Source organism: Halomonas sp. DP3Y7-2, from assembly GCF_019800795.1.
Classification (GTDB): Bacteria; Pseudomonadota; Gammaproteobacteria; order Pseudomonadales; family Halomonadaceae; genus Halomonas; species Halomonas litopenaei_A.
Map to the genome: position 1 here is coordinate 295,260 of NZ_JAHVKJ010000010.1, position 18,881 is coordinate 314,140.

The following is an 18,881-nucleotide window of genomic DNA, read 5'->3' on the forward strand; positions in this document are numbered from 1 at the left end:
CGGTCCCATGCGTAATAAAAGCTTGATGTTGGTCGCCCTGGTTCTCGGTGGCTTCATTTTCTACACCTCGGCAACAGGGCCATTCGATAGCCTGGTACATCGAAGCGTTTTTCTTGCGCTGGTGATTGGACTGGGCCTTCTCAGCTTCCCTCTGGGCGCAGGCAAGCCATGGCGTCCAGTTGGGATCATCGTTGATGTCATGCTTGCCATTGGTGCCATCACTTCCTGTCTCTACGTCACGGTAAAGGCAGACGAGATCCTGTCGACGCTGCCCTGGGCGACCACCCAGGACAAGCTCATGGCAGCGACGCTGGTGCTCACCATCCTGGAAGTCGCACGGCGTGCCATCGGCTGGATTTTCCCCATGCTGGTGGCGCTTGGCATTGCCTATGCGCTGTTCGGCAATCTGCTGTCTGGCCCGTTGAGTCATCGAGGTTTCGACACCGCTTTTGTGACCGAAACGCTTTTCCTTGGTGACCTGGGAGTCTGGGGCATGCTACTTGGTGTCGCGGCGACCACCATCGCTGCGTTCGTCTTGTTCGGATCATTGCTGCTGCATACGGGAGGGGGCCAGACCTTCATTGATCTGTCGATGCGCATCGGAGGCCGAAGCCAAGGCGGAGCAGCCAAGATTGCCACGGTCGCGTCGAGCCTGTTTGCCATGGTGAGTGGCAGTGCGGTGGCCAATGTCGCGACCACAGGCAACTTCACGATTCCGATGATGAAGCGCTTGAACTATCCCGCCGCTTTTGCCGGAGGCGTCGAGTCGGTGGCCTCGACGGGGGGGCAAATTGCACCGCCCATTCTGGGGGCCGCCGCATTCATCATGGCCGAGATCCTGGGCGTCAGCTACGTCACTATCGCTCTGGCGGCGCTGCTGCCTGCCGCTCTCTTCTATGTGGCAGTGTTTTTTACCATTCACGTGGTGGCGGTGCGGCGTGCGCTGCCGTTGGTGCCCGAGGCCGACTTGCCACGCTGGCCGGACGTACTGCAGTTCAGACGAATCGTACCCATTCTGGCGGCCCTGGGCGGCCTGTTCGGTGGCGTCCTGACGGGCTACTCCATCCAGTACTCCGCGTTTCTGGGCATAGCGTCGCTACTGCTGTGCTACGTGACCTTCGGCATGCTGGACCGCACACCGCCCGCGCAGATGATTCGGATGCTCATGACCGGGCTCGAGGACGCTGGCAAGGGCATGGTCATCATCGGTGTCCTGCTGGCAGGGGCTCAGATCCTCGTCGCGATGCTCAACATGACCGGTATCGGAGTGACGCTATCCACCCTGGTGGTGAGCGTGGCCGGCGAGCAGCTTTTCCTAGTGGCGCTGATCGTTGCCGTCATCTGTCTCATCATGGGGATGGGTATTCCCACCACCGCGGCGTATGTCCTGGTGGCCGCTGTTCTGGCGCCGGCCTTGACGCGTATGGGCGTTGAGCCGCTGGTCGCCCATCTCTTTGTCTTCTATTTTGCGACGATCTCGGTGATTACCCCGCCGGTGTGTATCGCGGTTTTCGTCGCGGCAGGCATCGCTCAGGCGGGATGGTTGAATGTGGCCGGTCATGCCGTACGGCTTGGCGCCGCCACCTACATTATTCCCTTCCTGATTCTGGCCTACCCCGCATTGATTGGCATGGGCGGTGCGTGGGAAATCACCACCGCAGCCCTGCGAGCCCTGGCGTTTGTCCTGGCCTTCGCCGGAGCCTTGGGTGGAGCCCGATTGACAGGGCGTCGCTGGCTGGATGCCGCCATTCTCCTCATCGTCGGCATTCTAGCGGTCTTGCCGGGCCTGGCTCCGGGCTTGGTTGGCGTCATTGGGCTGTTTGCCCTGTATGGCTGGGCTTGGAATGTGGCACGTCGTAACCAGCTGCAGGGAGCATCATGATGAACGATTCCGAGTCTGTGATAACGCGCATTGCGATAGTGGGATGCGGCACGATTGGCATCTGTTGGGCCGCCTATTTTCTTTCGCGTGGGTTAGAGGTCAGTGCGTATGACCCGGACGCTTCTGCAAGAGCCGCTTTTGCAGATCTTGTGGCTGCCGACATGGAAACACTGGGGGGCTCTCCACGTGAGCCCAAGGTATGTGGCGCTTTAGCTGAGACCGTTGAGCAAGCGGACCTGGTGGTGGAGAATGCGCCGGAGTCGGCAGAGGTGAAGCGTAGGCTGCTGGCTGACATTCAACGGCTGGCCCCCCCGTCGGCGTTGATCGTCAGCAGCACGTCGTCGATGCAACACTCCGATATTGCCTTGGATGCACCGGAACCGTCGCGAATCGCGATAGCTCATCCCTTCAACCCTCCCCATCTGGTGCCGCTTGTCGAGCTCTACGGGACGGATGCAGAGGTGGTCGACAGGCTCGCCACCTTTTACCGAGGCATCGGCAAGCAGCCCGTGGTGATGAAGAAGGAAATGGTGGGGCACATCGCTAACCGTCTGACGTCTGCGGTGTGGCGCGAGGCGCTGTACCTGCTGCAGGAAGGGGTCGCCAGTGTCGAAGACATCGACCGGGCGGTGACCGCGGGCCCGGGAATGCGCTGGGCGATACAAGGCCCTTTTCTGACGTATCACCTGGGGGGTGGAAAGGGTGGGATCAAGCACTACCTCGAGCACCTGGGCCCGAGTCAGCAATATCGCTGGGCCAGTCTGGGCTCCCCGACGATGGATGAGGCGCTCAAGAGTCGTGTCGTCGCCGGTGTCGAACAGGCGGCTTGCGGTCAGTCACTGAGCGAACTTTCTGCTCAGCGTGATGCCCAGTTGGTGGCGCTGCAGCAAGCCATCGAGCCTGCACCTCAGGCTGCACCTCTGTCCGCACAACCGCCCGCACATCAGCCCGCGGAGGTGAAGTCATGACATCACCTTGCTTGTTGATGGTCGCCCCCAACGGCGCCCGACGTACCCGGGTCGATCACCCGCAAATCCCGCTGACGCCAGAGGCGCTAGCCGCCGATGCGCTCGCCTGCCGTGATGCGGGGGCGGCCATGGTGCACTTGCACGTGCGTGAACCTGATGGCCGTCATCTATTGGATGTGGCTGCCTATCGAGACGCGCTGGGCATGATCCGTGCAGCTGTCGGCGATGACATGGTGCTGCAAGTCACCAGCGAGGCGGGTGGGCGTTATGACCCACAGGCCCAGAGGAAACTGCTGGAAGAGCTTCGTCCTGAGTCCGTCTCGGTAGCCGTACGCGAGCTGTTTGGCGACCCTCGGGAGGTCGCAGCGAGTGGCGCCGTTTGCCGTAACCTTCAGGCCGAGGGGGGCAGTGTGCAATACATCCTCTATTCCGTTGAGGATCTGCTCCACTTCAACCAGCTTCGCGATACTGGGGTCTTGCCATCCGGCAAGAGCTTCCTGCTGTTTGTCCTGGGACGTTATGAGACACCGCCAGTGGCGGATCCGGCTCGCCTGCCTGAATTTCTGGAAGCCCTGACACCGGGTGATAGGTGGGCCGTCTGCGCCTTTGGGCCGACGGAAGCCGAGTGCATGGGGTTGGCAGCAGCGCACGGTGGGCATGCCCGTGTGGGTTTCGAGAACAACCTCTGGCGCCCCGATGGCACGCTGGTGAAAGACAATGCGGAGTTGGTGCGCTTGACGCGCGAGAGGATTGAAGCCAGCGGCCGCAGCATCATGAAGCCTCGTCAGGTGAGAGAATTTCTTGGTTTGCCCTTGGTGAGATCCGGGAGGCTCGCATGACTGTTGTCGTAGGCTGTGGGGCGGGTTTCTCGGGCGACCGTACCGACGCGGCCGGGCCATTGGTAGAAGCTCTGCTGCACTATGATGCGCCGCGTGCCCTGATGTTCGAAACGCTGGGAGAGCGAACCCTGGCGGCCGCTCAGTTGGCGCGTCTGCAAGACCCCAGCAGAGGGGTAGAGCCTTTGCTGGAGGCATTTCTTGCCCCGGTGCTGGGTGATTGTTTGCGCAATGCCATTACCGTGTTGGGAAACTTCGGTGCGGCAAACCCGGAAGCCGCAGGTGACCAAGTGGCAGCGATGGCACAACGGGCTGGCGTCAAGGATGCCCGCATCGCGGTGATTCAGGGGGATGACGTTCGCCAGCAGATTCACTCGCTTGACTGGCAGCCGTGGGAGGGCGAGCACCGCGAGCTGCCAGACAGCAACGACGTGGTGGCGGCCAATGTGTACCTGGGGGCGGATGCACTGGTCGAGGCACTGGCGCAGGAGGCACAGGTGGTGGTCACTGGACGTGTCGCTGACCCCGCCTTGGCCCTGGCCCCTCTGCGCTACCACCACGGATGGGCGCGTGATGACTGGGACCGGATCGCCGCGGGGACCTTGGCGGGCCACCTGATTGAGTGTGGTGCACAGGTGACAGGAGGGTACTTTGCCGATCCCGGGGTCAAGGATGTTCAAGGCATGCACTGCCTGGGATATCCCATCGTCGAGGTAGAACGTGATGGCAGTCTGATAGTGACGAAACCTCCAGGTACCGGAGGCTTGGTGACGGAGCAGACGGTCAAGGAGCAGCTTCTTTACGAAATTCATGATCCCGCCGGCTATGTGACACCGGATGTGGTGGTGGACTTGACGGGCGTTGAGGTGCGGCAAGTGGGCCGTGATCGCGTATCGGTCAAAGGGGTGCGAGGGCATCCAGCGCCGGACAGGCTCAAGACGACCGTCAGCTTTCTGGATGGTTATCAAGGGGAAGCGGAAATTTCCTATGCCGGGCCTAACGCAATGGCTCGAGCAAAGCTCGCCCAGGATACGTTGCAGCGGCGGTTGGCAACGCGCTGCCCCGCTGACATGAGGACTCGCTTCGATGTCATTGGTATCTCCAGCGTGTTCGACGGTGATGCAGCAGTGTGGCGAGACAGTCCAGGAAGCTCCTCCGAAGATATTCGGCTGCGTCTGGCGGTCGAGCATAAACAACGTGCGGTGGTCGAGCTCGCGACACAGGAGTTGCTGGCGCTGTATTGCTGCGGCCCCGCTGCAGGTGGCGGTGTGCGTCGACACCTGAACCGCCGGCTCAAGACGGCCTCGTACCTGGTTCGCCGCCAAGATGTCACACCCAGCGTCAGCATCCGCAATGGGAGTTGAGGATATGTCTCGTGAACGACGGTCTCTTTATCACTTTGCCCATGCTCGCGCTGGCGATAAGGGCGACCGACTGAACCTGGCCGTTTTCGTCTACAAGGACGAGCACTACCGCTGGCTACTGGATCAGGTGACCGAGGAGGGGGTGTATCAGCTCTTCGCTCATCGTGGTGTCACCGGGGTGAAACGCTATCCCATGCCTAACCTTGCCGGGATCAATCTTGTCCTGGAAGACGTCCTTCAAGGGGGCGTAAATGGCTCGCTCAACCTGGATGGCCACGGTAAGACGCTCTCTTCTCTGCTGCTTTCAATGACGGTCGAGAGCCCCGTTTCGCGATAAATGGGACGTGCGACTGACAAGGTTGTTACGGCTACCTTCAGGGGGAACGTGGAGGACGTGCCCGAGGTCCGCTGAGTGGGCAGCCAGGTGCAGGCGACGGTGCGGCTTGCGAAGCAAAAGTGGGGCGAAGGGTGTTGCTCCCTGTCGCATCGTCTAGTGCTGCTGTGCTTTACAGCGGGGAAGACGTCAGGCGGATGATCACTCCGCCTGACGTGATTCGAATAGCTACGTCAGTGCTTGATCATGACATGTCTGACACAGGTGTAGTCTTCAAGACCGTACATCGACATATCCTTGCCATATCCAGATAGCTTCTGGCCGCCGTGCGGCATTTCGCTGACCAGCATGAAGTGCGTATTCACCCAAGTGCAGCCGTATTGCAGCCGGCTCGAGAGGCGATGGGCGCGCCCGATGTCCTGGGTCCATACAGAAGAGGCGAGGCCATAGTCGGAATCATTGGCCCAGGCTAGCACCTGCTCTTCTTCTTCGAACGGGGTCACGGAGACCACTGGGCCGAATACTTCGCGCTGTACAATTTCGTCGTCCTGGCGTGCACCCGCGATAATGGTTGGGGCAAAGAAATTGCCAGACCGGTCGAGGGCCGTCCCGCCGCTGACCACTTCAATATGCGGCACGGCTGCAGCTCGCTCTACAAAACCTTGTACGCGCTTCAGGTGGTCTGCAGTGATCAGGGGGCCCATTTCGACGTCTTCTTCATCCTGGGAACCGACCTTGATCTGGCCCACCGCGTCTTTCAAGCGGGACACAAAGTCTTCATAGACGTTTCGTTGGACATATAGGCGGCAGGCGGCGGTACAGTCCTGGCCAGCATTATAGAAGGCGAAGTTGCGGATGCCTTCCACTGCATCATCAAGGTCAGCGTCGTCAAAGATCAGTACCGGCGCTTTGCCCCCTAGCTCCATATGCATGCGCTTCACGCTGTCTGCAGTAGACGAAACGATAGCACTGCCCGTACCTACTGAGCCGGTCAGAGATACCATGCGTACCTTAGGATGACCTGTCAGGGGTTCGCCGACCGTGTTGCCTCGTCCATGGACCACATTGACGACCCCTGGTGGAAAGATGTCGGCCATGGCACTGGCGAGTGCCAGGCTCGTCAAAGGTGTGTGCTCGGACGGCTTGAGTACTACGGTATTACCCGCAGCAAGGGCCGGAGCAAGCTTCCATGACGCCATCATCAGCGGATAGTTCCAAGGTGCGATGGATGCCACTACTCCCAGTGGGTCTCTGCGGATCATGGAGGTATGCCCCTCCATGTACTCACCTGCAGCAGACGCACTCATGCACCTTACCGCGCCGGCGAAGAAACGAAAGACATCAGAGGCACCTGGAATCTCGTCTTCAAGAGACTGCCGATAAGGCTTTCCGCAGTTGTCTGACTCCAATCGGGCTAGCATTTCTTGGTGAGAATCAATCCAGTCAGCCAGTGCCAACAGCTTGGTAGCGCGAAATGCTGGTGTCGTCAGCGACCAGCTGGTGAATGCTGCATCGGCAGCTGTTACGGCTTCCTCAACCTGCTCAGAAGTTGCCTCATTAAGCGTGCACAGGACTTCATGATTGGTAGGATCAAGAACGTCCAGAGGAGCGCCTTTACCTTGACATAAAGTGCCGTTGATCAATAGCGAGTAATCCATGTAATATCCTTACGCGAGAGTGGTATCAAGGCGTTGACCAAGCAAGCGGCTAAGCCCTTCGATCTCTTTGCCATTGAGTTTAACGAAGTAGTGCATGGGCGGGACGAGCGTCCAAATAAAGCAACCTGGTAGTGTGACTAAATGCACGGTTGCACTGGAGTCAGAGACTCCCCGCCGGTAAGTTGCCATTTCAATATCAATCAGCGATGACAGCGTTGACAGCTGGGGATGCTGAGCAAGCCAGTCACTGGCAGCCTGCTCACCAGACCATTGCGTTCCCTTTCTCCAGTACGCTTCACCGAGAGGCGCCTCAAGGTTGTCAATCTTCAGAGTGATGTCTAGCTTGTAGATTCTAGAAAAGAAACGGCGCTTCTCGACGTAGCGCAAGATCATATCGCCACCATCGAAGCTTCCCGATCGGCTCATAGGGCCGATACGTTCGCTGCAACCTAGTTGCTTGGCCATGAGTTCGAACGCCATGTTTGCGCGCGTTTCGATGTTGGAGAAGAGTCTCATCGAGCGGAAGCCTCAGTCACTGGAGCGCTGTCTTCGGGACTGGTGGTATTGTGTTGGGCGTATAGTGATCCCAGAGGCGTCGGTGTGAACAATGGAATCTTCTTGAACTTTAACCAAGCCACTGCGTAGACAATGATAATGGTCATGAAGCCCCCTGCGATCGCGTAGATCTGGGCTTTCATCGCTCCTTCGGGATGAATGGTAACGATCATGTAGATACAGGCCGCGATACCCACTATTTGGGGAATCGGAAAGAAGGGGGTCGAGAAGGGCCGATGTACATTGGGATACCGCTTACGCAGGATCATGACGTTGATCTGGGCAATAACGTAGGAGAGCAGCCATGTCACGCAGGACGCCAAAATCATGGTAGCGATAAGGTCCATGCTGATGCTCAGCATGAAGGGGATGCATAGTAGAAGAAATACGCTAAAAATGCCTACCCAAGGAGTACGGAAGCGGGGGTGGACATAGGTGAAAGCTCGAGGCAGTAAGCCCTCTCTGGCAAGGCCGTAGAGCATGCGAGGTACAGCAGCCATGTGCGAGTTGATGGAGCTGGCACTGGCGAGCACCGTAATCATGACCATAAAGATCTTTCCAGCCTGCCCGAACAGCGCCCCGGCACCATCTACCTGAGGAGCCGTAGAAGATTCGAGCACGTCGAGGGGAACGTAACGTGCGATAGCTTGGCCGAACAACATATCAGCGACAAAGATGGTCAGAAGGCCAAACAACATGGCCTTGGGAATCGTCTTTTCCGGCTCTTTGACTTCTTCCGCCATGGGAGCGACGTACTCGATGCCAACAAATAGCCAGATACCGAGTGCTAATGACTGAAGTACGACCTCCCACCCTTTAGGGTTGAACGGAACCTGAGTGGGATCTGTGTGAGTACCCCATTCCATCAAACCCAGTACACCCATGACTGATGTACCTATGATCATGGAGCCGGTTGTGAATACCTGGACGGAGCCGAATACCCCGACTCCCACCAGGTTCACGGCAAGGAAGAGCACCAGAAGAACGACCGCGACGAACGTGGCGCTGATGCCAGGGACCAAGCTTTGTGCCGCGAGCCCTGCAGTGATCGACTCCATGGCTCCGGCAGCCGACACCAGTACAATGTAGCCGCCAAGAACGCTGACAATTGCCATGAAAGGGCCCATGGCTACCATCGTATAGTCGCCGATCATCCCCGCTCCGGGCATAAAAGATGACAGCTCAGAGTAAGAAAAAGATACAAGGATACTCACGATCATCGCGATAAAGGCACTGACGATAAACGCTGGGCCCACCAGGCCCATGCTATAACCAAGTGTCACCATGGTGGTGCCAGCCACGACCAGCCCCGTACAGGTGGAGAAAGCTCTCCAGAAGCCTAAAGTTCTTACAAGTTCGTTGCTCATTTTTGTCGTTCCACTGTGATGGATATTATAAGGCAGGGCTCGTTGTTTTATTGAAACACTGCATTCAGGAGCTCAAGATGTGACGCCCGCGTCAAATAGTGATGTTGGAATCTTGATGGTCAATATCTGAGCGGTCGCCAACGATTTTTCGTAGCGGTAGACGAGAGATAGCGTGTTTTCGTGTACGTTTAATTGATCAGTAGTAAAGCGTCCTAGTAGTTATATGCCTGGCGGATGATGTCTAAGTAACTGTCGACCGTCATTTCTTTGGCATTACTAGCGTCTGAGATATTCTGTTTTGATTTTTCAGCAATGCTATGAAAATCCGCTTCCTGGACGCCGGCTACTTCAGAGAATTTCGGGATGCCGAGCCGTTGGCTCATGTTGAAAAGCACGTCGACGGCAGCCCTGGCGGCATCTGCTTCGCCGAGTTGCGGGTCTACCCCCAGGGCAAAGGCTACTTGAGAATGCCGTTCCAGATCCGCGTCACAGTTATGTCTGAAGATAAAGGGCAGGAAAATAGAGTTCGCAACTCCGTGAGGAGTGTCGTACATGCCTCCGATGGCTTCTGAAATGCAGTGCACGCTGGCGATGTCTGCATTGCCAAAAGCCATACCTGCGATCAGGCTGGCGACCATCATTTGCTCTCGCGCGCCATGGTTATCGCGTTCTTCTACCGCAGGGAGAAGGTTTGAACTGATCAGGCGAATGGCGTGCAGCGCTAGAGCGTCACTGATGGGGTTAGCCATCTTTCCGGTGTAGGCTTCTATCGCATGTGTTAACGCGTCCATTCCCGTAGCTGCCGCGATTACCGGAGGTAGTTGGGCAGTGACCTCCGTATCGAGTAGTGCTAACTCAGGAGCTAGCCTGACGTCCAGCAGGCTCATTTTATACTGTCGTGCAGAATCGGTGATCACCGAGAAAAAGGTGACTTCGCTCCCCGTACCCGCTGTAGTCGGAATAGCCACTAGAGGAAGAGGGTCGGTGACAAGGGTATTCTCGCCTTCATAGTCCTCGATAACTCCTTCATGAGTCATCAAGACCGCGATCGCCTTGGCAGCGTCAATAGCGCTACCACCCCCTACCGCCACAAGGCCTTCGATATCTGCACCCCGATACTCGTTGGCTATGCGATTACAATCTTCGCTGCGAGGATTGGGCTTAACCTCAGTCGTTACCTTAAAGCTGATTCCCGCATGTTCAAGGCTTGCATAAATAGGAGAGAGAAGCCCTGCGGCTTCGATGCCCGGATCAGTGACAATCAGGATGCGTGTCAACTGCATTTCCTGAAGGTGTTGACCTACCTGTGAGCGCAGGCCCGGTTCCATCACGATTTTAGTGGGTAGCACAAAGGGAAAGTTCATGGTGTCTCCAGAGCTGTTATTATACGAGGGGCATGGACGGGCATTCGCATGCCATGAAGTTGTCAGTCAAGTGGGGAATGTCTAGCCATGATGTGCCTTACCACGCTGTAGTCTTGGAGCGAATCACTCGAAAGCTCCTTTCCATAGCCGGATCGTTTCAGTCCGCCGTGAGGCATTTCGGTAGCTAGCATGAAATGGGTGTTGATCCACGTGCAGCCGTATTCGAGTCGGCTGGCAAGATGCATTGCCTTATCCATGTTTGTGGTCCAGACGGAGGAGGCAAGTCCATATTCGGTATCGTTCGACCAATCCAGGGCCTGAGATATTTCATCAAAGCGTGTGACTGTTACGACCGGGCCAAAGACTTCACGCTGTACAATTTCATCCGACTGAAGACAGCCAGCAAGCAATGTTGGCTGGTAAAAGAAACCGCTCCCGGAAGGAATTGCCGCGCCCGTAATGCGTTCCACGTGGGGTTCTGTCAATGCCCGTTCGACGAAGCTGGCGACGCGATCACGCTGGCGTAGGCTGATCAAGGGGCCCATATCGTTGTCTTGATCGTTGCGCTGGGCAAATCGGAGCCGTGAGACGGCGTCGCCCAGCCGTTCTACCAGGCGGTCATGAATACCTGATTGGACGTAGATGCGGCACGCTGCAGTGCAGTCCTGCCCGGCATTGTAGTAGCCGTGTCGGGTGATGCCTTCGACCACGAGGTCCAGGTCAGCATCATCGCAGACGATGACGGGAGCTTTGCCACCAAGCTCAAGGTGGGTGCGCTTGAGTGAATTGACCGCCTCTTTCAACACCTTTTGGCCCGTGACGATGTCTCCGGTGAGGGAAATCATCCGAATATCGGAGTGTCGGGCTAGCAGGCTGCCTACGTTTTCACCACCACCACAGACGATGTTGAGACACCCCGCGGGGAGTATGCCTTCTAGATGGGTGGCCAGTTCAAGAATCGAGAGTGGCGTGTGCTCAGATGGCTTGAACACTAGGGTATTACCCGCTGCAAGCGCAGGAGCGATCTTCCACGCCGCCATCATCAGTGGATAGTTCCATGGGGCGATGGATGCGACGACACCAAGTGGTGCTCGCTGAACCATGCTGGTATAGCCGGGAACGTACTCAGCACTGAGTTGCCCATATTGACAGCGAACGGCCCCTGCGAAGAAACGAAAGACGTCGATGGCTGCGTTCAGGTCGTCGTTCAGTGCCTGATGCAGAGGCTTGCCGCAGTTCAGTGATTCTATTTGTGCCAGGGAAGAGGCCCTTTCCTGAATCAAGCTGGCAATTTCGAGTAGAGCTGTCGAGCGCTGCTGTGGCGTCGTGCGTGACCAAGTTGCCTGGGCGCGACCGGCAGCGGCGATGGCCTGCTCGACTTGTTCCATGCTTGCTTCCCGGACCTCAGCGATCACCTTCCCAGACGTGGGATCATGGATGCTTTCAGCTCGGCCCTCACCTTCGACGAGACAGCCATCGATAAGGAGCTTTGTAGTGAACGAAGGGCATGGGACTGAGGTCATGAGATTCTCGCTTGCAAGGATGGGAGCCGAGTCCAGCGACGCGCTCTTTTACGCAGTTCGGCAAGACTAAGCGGGAAGCAAAGTATCGACAATTTCTTATTTTCGAGGGTAGGTATCGATTTTTCTGTGGGCTCGAGGATCAAGAAGGACTTGAGGAAGTAACCGGTGCACTCAGCGTCTGGTGTCACCGTGACCGCCGCGAACGACGGACAGGAAGGCATCAACGAGGGCTGGACGCTGTGATCCCCTGCGCCAGGTAAGGCCAACGTCCAGGGTGTCGTTCAAGTCATGCAGTGAACGTGCCTCGATGATGTCGCCCTCAAGCGACCAGGGACGGTATGTCATGTCGGGCTGTATCGAGAGTCCAAGGCCGGCAGCGACCAGACTGCGTACTGCCTCTGTTGAGCTGGTTCGCATGGTGATGTTCGGGGGAGTGCTAAGGCGTTGCCAGAAAGCACGGGCGCTATGCTCCATTTCATCCACGTTCAACTGAATTAGCGCCTCTGCCGCGACGTCAGCGAGAGAGATGCTGTCATGCTCGAGAAGAGGGTGTCTCGCGGGTAGCCAGAGACGGTAAGGAGAATGCACCAGTACTTCGGTTTGCAGTGCCTGGCGATTGGACAGGTTGGAGAGTATCAGCACACCGACGTCAATTTCCCCGCTGACAAGCAGGTGTTCAACATAATGCCGCTCGTCTTCGACCACGGTGATCTCGACTCGCGGGTAGGCCAGCTGAAAGCGCGTCAACAGGTCGGCCAGGAAGTACCCGGCGACGAGACTTGTCACGCCGATGACCAGCTGGCCGGACTCTTGATGCGTCGCTTCCTGTAGATTCCTCTTGGCGTTTTCTACAGTGCTCTGAATCAGGTGCGACTGGCGCAGGAACTGATGACCTTGATGGGTTAGCGTCATACCCTTCGCGCTGCGGGAAAATAGCGACACTTCGAGCTCTTCCTCGAGCTGCTGGATGGCCAGCGTCAGAGTCGATTGAGAGACGAATACTGCCTGGGCTGCCGCTGAGATGGATCCCAGTTCAGCGATGGCGATGAAGTAGCGTATTTGCTTTAGGGTCATGGTCTAGTATTTAAAAAAACGATGGCGTGCTTAGGGTATAGGGTTTTTCTGCTTGGTGTCAGATCACGGAGCAGTGAGACGTTGGAGAGCATGACGTCCTGGACCCAACAAGCTGTCTCGTTCATGGAGGTGGAGAGCCCATAGCAGGAAGGCGAGTGGGCTGGTAGTCAGGATTTTGGTCCAGATGGCGTTCGCCGTTTGGCTGCGCGAGCGATCTTGGCTAATAGAGCTCAACCTCCAGCAGGAGAGGCGAATGGGTCCTTTGGGTAGCGAGGCCAGCGCTTCGTTTCATCACTCAGGCATCTCACATTCGGTCAGTGCTGTGGCTGTCGCTAGTGTGCATAATCGTCAACAGCATGCAGGCGAGCAACGATGACTCGCTGACGGAAAAGGGAGCCCTGGAGCGTATGCTGGTCTACAACGCCACCAAGCAGCAGTTTATCGATGATGTGCGAGCCAACGTCATCACCGACGCCATCGAGAACGAGGTGGCGCGTAGACTGAACCGCAACTCGCCACGCAGTGAGGTGACGTCCTGGGAGAACTCCCTGCGCTTCATGATGAGCGTTCTGCTCGACGAGGGCATTCCTGCATCGGCGGGGGTGGCCATCGAGTACAACATTCCGCTGACCAATCGCCGGGTGGACTTCATCCTGACCGGCAAGAACCACCAGCGGGACGATGCGGCGGTTATCGTGGAACTGAAGCAGTGGCAGTCCGTCGAGGTGACGAAGAAGGATGCCATCGTGCGCACCCAGTTGGGTGGTGGCGTGCGCGAGACCAACCATCCGTCGTATCAGGCGTGGTCCTATGGCGCGCTGATCGAGGACTACAACGAGACGGTACGCTCCGAGTCGATCCGCTTGGTGCCTTGCGCCTACTTGCACAACATGAAGCAGGGGGACGCCATCAATGATCCCTTCTACGAGCACCACACGCGCCGTGCGCCGGTCTTCATCTCGCAGGATGCCCTGAAGCTCTCCGAGTTTTTGAGCCAGCACATCAAGTACGGTGACAGCAACGACATCATGTATCGCATCGAGCATGGTGTGATCAAGCCGAGCAAGAACCTGGCGGATGCTCTGGCCTCGATGATGCAGGGCAACGCCGAGTTCCTGATGATCGACGACCAGAAGCTGGTCTATGAAACCGCGCTAGACCTTGCTCATCGCGCAGGCAGTGGCAACAAGCAGTGCCTGATCGTCAAGGGCGGGCCGGGCACCGGCAAGTCGGTGGTGGCGATCAACCTGCTGGTGGAGCTGACGAAGCGCGAGATGATGACCCAGTACGTCTCGCGCAACTCGGCCCCTCGTGAGGTCTTCAAGAAGAAGCTGACCGGCACGCGCAAGAAGACCCACATCGACAATCTGTTCAAGGGCTCGGGCAGCTACGTCAACGCCGAGCCGGATACCTTCCATGCGCTGATCGTCGACGAGGCGCACCGCCTGAACGAAAAGTCGGGCATGTACCAGAACCTGGGCGAGAGCCAGATCAAGGAGGTGATCGGTGCGTCGCGTTTCTCTATCTTCTTCATCGATGAGGCGCAGCGTGTCACGCTGAAAGACGTGGGCACGGTCGAGGAGATTCGGCGGCGGGCGGCCGAGGGTGGCGCCGAGGTGCAGGAGCTCGAGCTGGCGTCGCAGTTTCGCTGCAATGGCTCGGATGGGTACCTCGCCTGGCTCGATCACGCGCTTCAGATTCGCACCACGGCCAACACCGACCTTGAGGACATCGACTACGACTTCCAGGTGTTTGATGACCCGAGTGCCATGCGCCAGGCGATTCTCGAAAAGAACCGCAAGGCCAACAAGGCACGTATGGTGGCGGGCTATTGCTGGCCCTGGGCCAGCAAGAAGGACAAGCAGGCCATGGACATCGTGTTTCCCGAACATGGCTTCGCCGCCCAGTGGAACCTCGATGACGACGGCATGCTGTGGGCGATCGCCGATGGCTCAGCAGAGCAGGTCGGCTGTATCCACACCTGCCAGGGGCTCGAGTTCGACTACGTCGGCGTCATCATCGGCGACGACTTCGTGATTCGTGACGGCCGCGTGGTGACAGACGCGGCCAAGCGGGCAGGTCAGGATCGCTCGGTGCATGGCTACAAGACGATGCTCAAAAATGATCCTGAGCATGCCCGTGCCCAGGCGGATCAGATCATCAAGAACACCTATCGCACCTTGATGACACGGGGCCAGAAGGGCTGTTACGTCTATGCCACGGACCCCGAGACCCGTGAGTACTTCGCGGGGTTCGCTCGTTCTCAAGCAGCCAGTGAGCGCATCGACCTGGCGGTGGAAACAGAGACGCTGGATGGCTTGCACCTTCCCATCGTAGCGCGTGATGAGGCAGCGCCGTTCGAGCGCCATGTGCCCGTGTACGACCTGAGCATCGCCGCCGGTGAGTTCAGCGAGATGCAGATCGCCGACGCCGAGCACTGGGTCGAGCTGCCGGACTTCATGCGTGCGAGCCCCGACCTGTTCGTCAGCCGGGTAGTGGGAGAGTCGATGAACCGACGCATCCCCAATGGCGCCTGGTGCCTCTTCCGTGCCAACCCCGGTGGTACACGGCAAGGCAAGGTCGTCGTGGTGCAGCATCGCGCCATCGAGGACCCTGACCACGGGGGCAGCTTCACGGTAAAGCAGTATCAGAGCGAGAAGGTCGAGGAGTATGGTGAATTCGTCAACCAGCGCATCGTGCTGAAGCCCCAGACCAACGCCTTCGGCTACAAGGACATCGTGCTCGAGGACGAGCTTGAGGATCTGAAGGTCATCGGCGAATTCCTCTCCGTGCTGTGAGCGAGTGGGCGGCCGGATCGCCGCCTATACCGATGCAGGCTAGATAGCGAGCGGCAGAGCAGGCATGCTCACCGCTATCCGATACCGCAGAACCAGGTGAGCCCTAGATGTCAGACCCGTTCAAACAGCTCCGTGACGCCATGGACCAGTTCGCCACCGAGCGTGACTGGGACCAGTTCCACTCCCCAAAGAACCTGGCCATGGCGCTGACGGTGGAGGCGGCTGAGCTGCAGGAGTGCTTCCAGTGGCTGACCGAGGCGCAGTCCAGGGAGCTGGACGAGCAGCAACTGGCCGCCGTTCGCGATGAAATTGCCGATGTTCAGCTCTACCTGATCCGGCTGGCGGGCAAGCTGGACGTGGATATTGAAGCGGCATGCCGGGCGAAGATGGAGAAGAATGCGGAGAAATATCCCGCCGACCAGGTGAAGGGAAGTGCGAACAAATACACGCATTATCAGGATTGACGTGATGTGTCTTCGCCTGTCGGTGCTGTTTGACCGCTGAGCACGGCGCTGGCCCGAATACCCCGCCACCTGGCCGTCAGGTGGCGGGGCTTTTGCATCATGCCTTTCGTCATGAGCGGGCTGGTGTTACCTGTGATAGCTCAGGCGCTGCGATTGTCGCGCTTGAGAAGATAGGCGGCTAGGTAGAGCACCGTGAAGACTAGCCCTAGAGCGGCCGCGGTTCCGAAGACATTGCGGCCATCGCCCGGAACAAGTTCCAGAAAGGACGTCAGGAACTGTCCCAGGAAGATCGCCATCGTCAGGTAGGAAAGATTGCGACCGCGAACCGAGGGATGGCTGCGTTCCACCGTCATATGATTGAGCAGCGGGATGGAGAAACCGAAGCCCAAGCCGGCTAGCAAGGCCCCGACATTCATCAGGGACATGCTCTCGGCCTGTTGGAAGATGAACAGGCTGGCGGTGTAAAGCAGAAAGGCCAGCACCAGAGTCGGCATTTCGCCCAGCGCACGCGACACCTTCGGCATCAGCATTGCGGCTACCACCGCGACCAGTGAGATTGCCGCCAGGAAGATACCGGTGGCTGCCTCATCCAGCCCGAGAAGATTCAAGCGCATGGGCAGCATGACGATGGCCGTGAAGAATAGCGTCATCGAGATGGCTGCTGCCAGATAGGTGCCATTAAGCGAGGATGACGGCGCGGCGGCCTGATTCTGCCCGGGCTCAGCCTCAGGGGCGGATGGGGACTGTCTCGGCACCATTATCCACAGCATGGCCAGTAGCCCCCAGGCCAGCAGGTAGAGTAGGAATGGCATCTGCCAGGCGATACCCGCCAGTACGCCACTGACGAGCAAGAAGATCACCCCACCAAGCTCGATGGACATGCCCTGCTGGGCGATCATCGCCAGACGGGCATGACCGTGATACCACTCTGAGATCAGGGTGGTGCCGCCTGCCATCACCACCGCTGTCACGCCACCCAACAGGATGCGATCGGCAAACACGGCGACGGTGCCCTCCAGCAGCGCCCCGCCTGCTCCCAGCAGCCCATACAGCAGAAGACCACCCACAAGCGAGGGATAGGCACCGATGCGATCTATCATGCGCCCGGCAATCGGCGCGAACATCACGGCACCCAACGATGGCAAAGTGATCAGCCAGCTGGCATGGCTTTCCACCTGCAGGGCAGAGGCGATGTTCAGAAGCCCGGGGGCTACTACGGTTCCGACCATGATGGTCAGGCAGGCAATGGCCAGCAGTGTGAAACGGCTACCGGTAGAGAGAGTTGGCGAGGACTCGCGTGCACCCTGCGCGACGAGTCCAGTGGTTGATGTCGTCATATAGGCTCCACTCGTGTTCAGGGCCTCCGTATCAGCGGATGCGCGTCATCGGCCTACCCGCGTAAGAGGCAAGGAGGGACGCGAAAGGCAACAGCTGATGGAGGAAGGCTTAGCAGGCCCTCAGATTAACGAGTACAGACTTATAGTAGAAATGACGATAATCGATATGACTTATACTATCTGAGCATCAGTAATCCTTGAGGGCAGTCATGGAACTCCGCACTCTGAAAACCTTCGTCTCGGTGGCGACGCACAGAAGCTTCTCGGCCGCTGCACGTGAGCTGCATACCGTGCAGCCCGCTATCAGCCGTCAGATAGCCGACCTCGAAGCCGAGTTGAACGTGAGTCTGCTGTGGCGCAATACCCGGGAAGTTCGTGTCACGGCGCCGGGAGAGGCATTGCTGGAGGAGGCGCAGCGCATGCTGGCATTGGAGGCGCAGGCACGCAAGCGCGTGGTGATGGCAGCCAGCGGCCAGACCGGCACGCTGCGTATCGGCTATATGAGCTCGGCCTGCGCGAGCTTCGTGCCCGGATTGATGCGCGATTTCGCCGCCACCCACCCAGAGGTGAGTCTGACCTTGAATGAGATGAGCGCTCAGCAGCAGCTGGATGCATTCGGACGTGACGAGATTGACATCGGACTGTCGCGTCCGCTCCCTGTCGAGCACCGAAACGCCTTGGCTACCCTGCCTGTCTACGAGGATCGTCTGATGGTGGTTGTGCCGGAGGGGCATCGTCTGGCGCACCGCAAGCGGCTCGCCCTCAGCGAGCTGGAGCAGGAAGACTTCGTGCTATTTCAGCGCAAGCATGCGACCGGGTTGTTCGACCAGATCATCAGTGCCTGCGGCGATGCAGGCTTCTCGCCGCGCATCCAGCGCCAGCCAGCCTTGATGCAGACACTGCTCAGTGAGGTCGCGGCTGGGGTGGGAATCGCCATCGCGCCCGGCTGCATTCGACGATTGCAATGTGATGGCTGCCGGTTTATCCCATTGCGCCCGGCACTCGGGGCAGTGCCGCTGGAGTTGCACTATCCGACGACACCGGGACGACCGGTGATCGACGCCTTCGTCGCACTGGTCGAAGAGCGCCTCCCCGCCATCCGCCAGCAGATGGCGTGAGGCTCAAGCGGGGGCAAGGACGGGCTGGCCGTTGGTATAAACCTCAGGCCACGGAGGCCCATGGCTACTGAAAGTGGCAGCCGCTTAGCTCGCCGTTAGTGTTTCGGACTAGGCGCCGGATGGCAGGGCCTTCCTGATGCCGCTTGAAGCTCTCTACATGTTTAAGAGGCTTCCTGCCAAGTACCACAATCACACAAGGTGAACGAACAGGCTTGTCGACGCCTGCCAGCAGCGAGTAG

The 18,881-nt window shown here is 58.4% G+C and carries 15 protein-coding genes; 8 read left to right on the plus strand and 7 right to left on the minus strand.

Annotation, left to right across the window (positions count from 1 at the left end; genetic code table 11):
• The first annotated feature begins 7 nt into the window (after nt 1–7).
• Genes KUV45_RS13625 through KUV45_RS13645 form a run of 5 tightly spaced genes read left to right on the plus strand, consistent with a single transcriptional unit; the run spans nt 8 to nt 5,387 of the window.
• Complete coding sequence (locus tag KUV45_RS13625; protein ID WP_222161808.1) at nt 8–1,882, plus strand: TRAP transporter fused permease subunit; 1,875 nt, start codon at nt 8–10, stop codon at nt 1,880–1,882.
• Nucleotides 1,882–2,850 carry a 3-hydroxyacyl-CoA dehydrogenase NAD-binding domain-containing protein gene (locus KUV45_RS13630; RefSeq protein ID WP_224851839.1) on the plus strand — a complete coding sequence of 323 codons (969 nt, stop codon included), beginning with the start codon at nt 1,882–1,884 and terminating at the stop codon, nt 2,848–2,850. Before KUV45_RS13625 ends, KUV45_RS13630 begins: the two co-directional genes overlap by 1 nt.
• Nucleotides 2,847–3,689 carry a 3-keto-5-aminohexanoate cleavage protein gene (locus KUV45_RS13635; protein WP_222161810.1) on the plus strand — a complete coding sequence of 281 codons (843 nt, stop codon included), beginning with the start codon at nt 2,847–2,849 and terminating at the stop codon, nt 3,687–3,689. Before KUV45_RS13630 ends, KUV45_RS13635 begins: the two co-directional genes overlap by 4 nt.
• The gene (locus KUV45_RS13640; protein ID WP_206943097.1) at nt 3,686–5,050 is read left to right on the plus strand and encodes an acyclic terpene utilization AtuA family protein; all 1,365 of its coding nucleotides are present in this window, start codon (nt 3,686–3,688) and stop codon (nt 5,048–5,050) included. Before KUV45_RS13635 ends, KUV45_RS13640 begins: the two co-directional genes overlap by 4 nt.
• 4 nt (nt 5,051–5,054) lie before the next feature.
• Complete coding sequence (locus tag KUV45_RS13645) at nt 5,055–5,387, plus strand: hypothetical protein (RefSeq protein ID WP_224851818.1); 333 nt, start codon at nt 5,055–5,057, stop codon at nt 5,385–5,387.
• A 230-nt stretch (nt 5,388–5,617) separates the two neighbouring features.
• Here the strand turns inward: KUV45_RS13645 and KUV45_RS13650 are convergent, their stop codons facing one another.
• The 6 genes from KUV45_RS13650 to KUV45_RS13675 all read right to left on the minus strand — a co-directional run bounded on the left by KUV45_RS13650 (nt 5,618) and on the right by KUV45_RS13675 (nt 12,925).
• Nucleotides 5,618–7,042: a gamma-aminobutyraldehyde dehydrogenase gene (locus KUV45_RS13650; protein ID WP_222161811.1), complete on the minus strand. Its 1,425-nt coding sequence runs from the start codon at nt 7,040–7,042 to the stop codon at nt 5,618–5,620.
• 9 nt (nt 7,043–7,051) lie between these two features.
• Nucleotides 7,052–7,522 (minus strand): hypothetical protein, encoded by a 471-nt coding sequence (locus KUV45_RS13655; protein ID WP_222161812.1) that lies wholly within the window; start codon nt 7,520–7,522, stop codon nt 7,052–7,054.
• A 32-nt stretch (nt 7,523–7,554) separates the two neighbouring features.
• The gene (locus tag KUV45_RS13660; RefSeq protein ID WP_222161813.1) at nt 7,555–8,964 is read right to left on the minus strand and encodes an APC family permease; all 1,410 of its coding nucleotides are present in this window, start codon (nt 8,962–8,964) and stop codon (nt 7,555–7,557) included.
• A 212-nt stretch (nt 8,965–9,176) separates the two neighbouring features.
• Nucleotides 9,177–10,328: an iron-containing alcohol dehydrogenase gene (locus tag KUV45_RS13665; protein ID WP_222161814.1), complete on the minus strand. Its 1,152-nt coding sequence runs from the start codon at nt 10,326–10,328 to the stop codon at nt 9,177–9,179.
• A 62-nt stretch (nt 10,329–10,390) separates the two neighbouring features.
• Nucleotides 10,391–11,851, minus strand: coding sequence for a gamma-aminobutyraldehyde dehydrogenase (locus KUV45_RS13670; RefSeq protein ID WP_222161815.1), 1,461 nt, complete (start codon nt 11,849–11,851; stop codon nt 10,391–10,393).
• Between the two features lie 171 nt (nt 11,852–12,022).
• On the minus strand, nt 12,023–12,925 hold the full coding sequence (locus KUV45_RS13675) for a LysR family transcriptional regulator (protein ID WP_206943087.1): 903 nt from the start codon (nt 12,923–12,925) through the stop codon (nt 12,023–12,025).
• Nucleotides 12,926–13,281: 356 nt separating this feature from the next.
• On the opposite strand from KUV45_RS13675, the gene KUV45_RS13680 reads away from it, so the two are divergent.
• Both KUV45_RS13680 and KUV45_RS13685 read left to right on the plus strand, forming a co-directional pair.
• Nucleotides 13,282–15,723: a DNA/RNA helicase domain-containing protein gene (locus KUV45_RS13680; protein ID WP_224851817.1), complete on the plus strand. Its 2,442-nt coding sequence runs from the start codon at nt 13,282–13,284 to the stop codon at nt 15,721–15,723.
• Between the two features lie 107 nt (nt 15,724–15,830).
• On the plus strand, nt 15,831–16,187 hold the full coding sequence (locus tag KUV45_RS13685; RefSeq protein WP_222161816.1) for a nucleotide pyrophosphohydrolase: 357 nt from the start codon (nt 15,831–15,833) through the stop codon (nt 16,185–16,187).
• A gap of 140 nt (nt 16,188–16,327) precedes the next feature.
• On the opposite strand, the gene KUV45_RS13690 is transcribed toward KUV45_RS13685, so the two are convergent.
• Entirely contained in the window at nt 16,328–17,524 is a 1,197-nt protein-coding gene (locus KUV45_RS13690) for an MFS transporter (protein ID WP_222161817.1), read from the minus strand.
• Nucleotides 17,525–17,733: 209 nt separating this feature from the next.
• On the opposite strand from KUV45_RS13690, the gene KUV45_RS13695 reads away from it, so the two are divergent.
• Nucleotides 17,734–18,642 carry a LysR family transcriptional regulator gene (locus tag KUV45_RS13695; RefSeq protein ID WP_206943081.1) on the plus strand — a complete coding sequence of 303 codons (909 nt, stop codon included), beginning with the start codon at nt 17,734–17,736 and terminating at the stop codon, nt 18,640–18,642.
• Nucleotides 18,643–18,881: the final 239 nt, after the last annotated feature.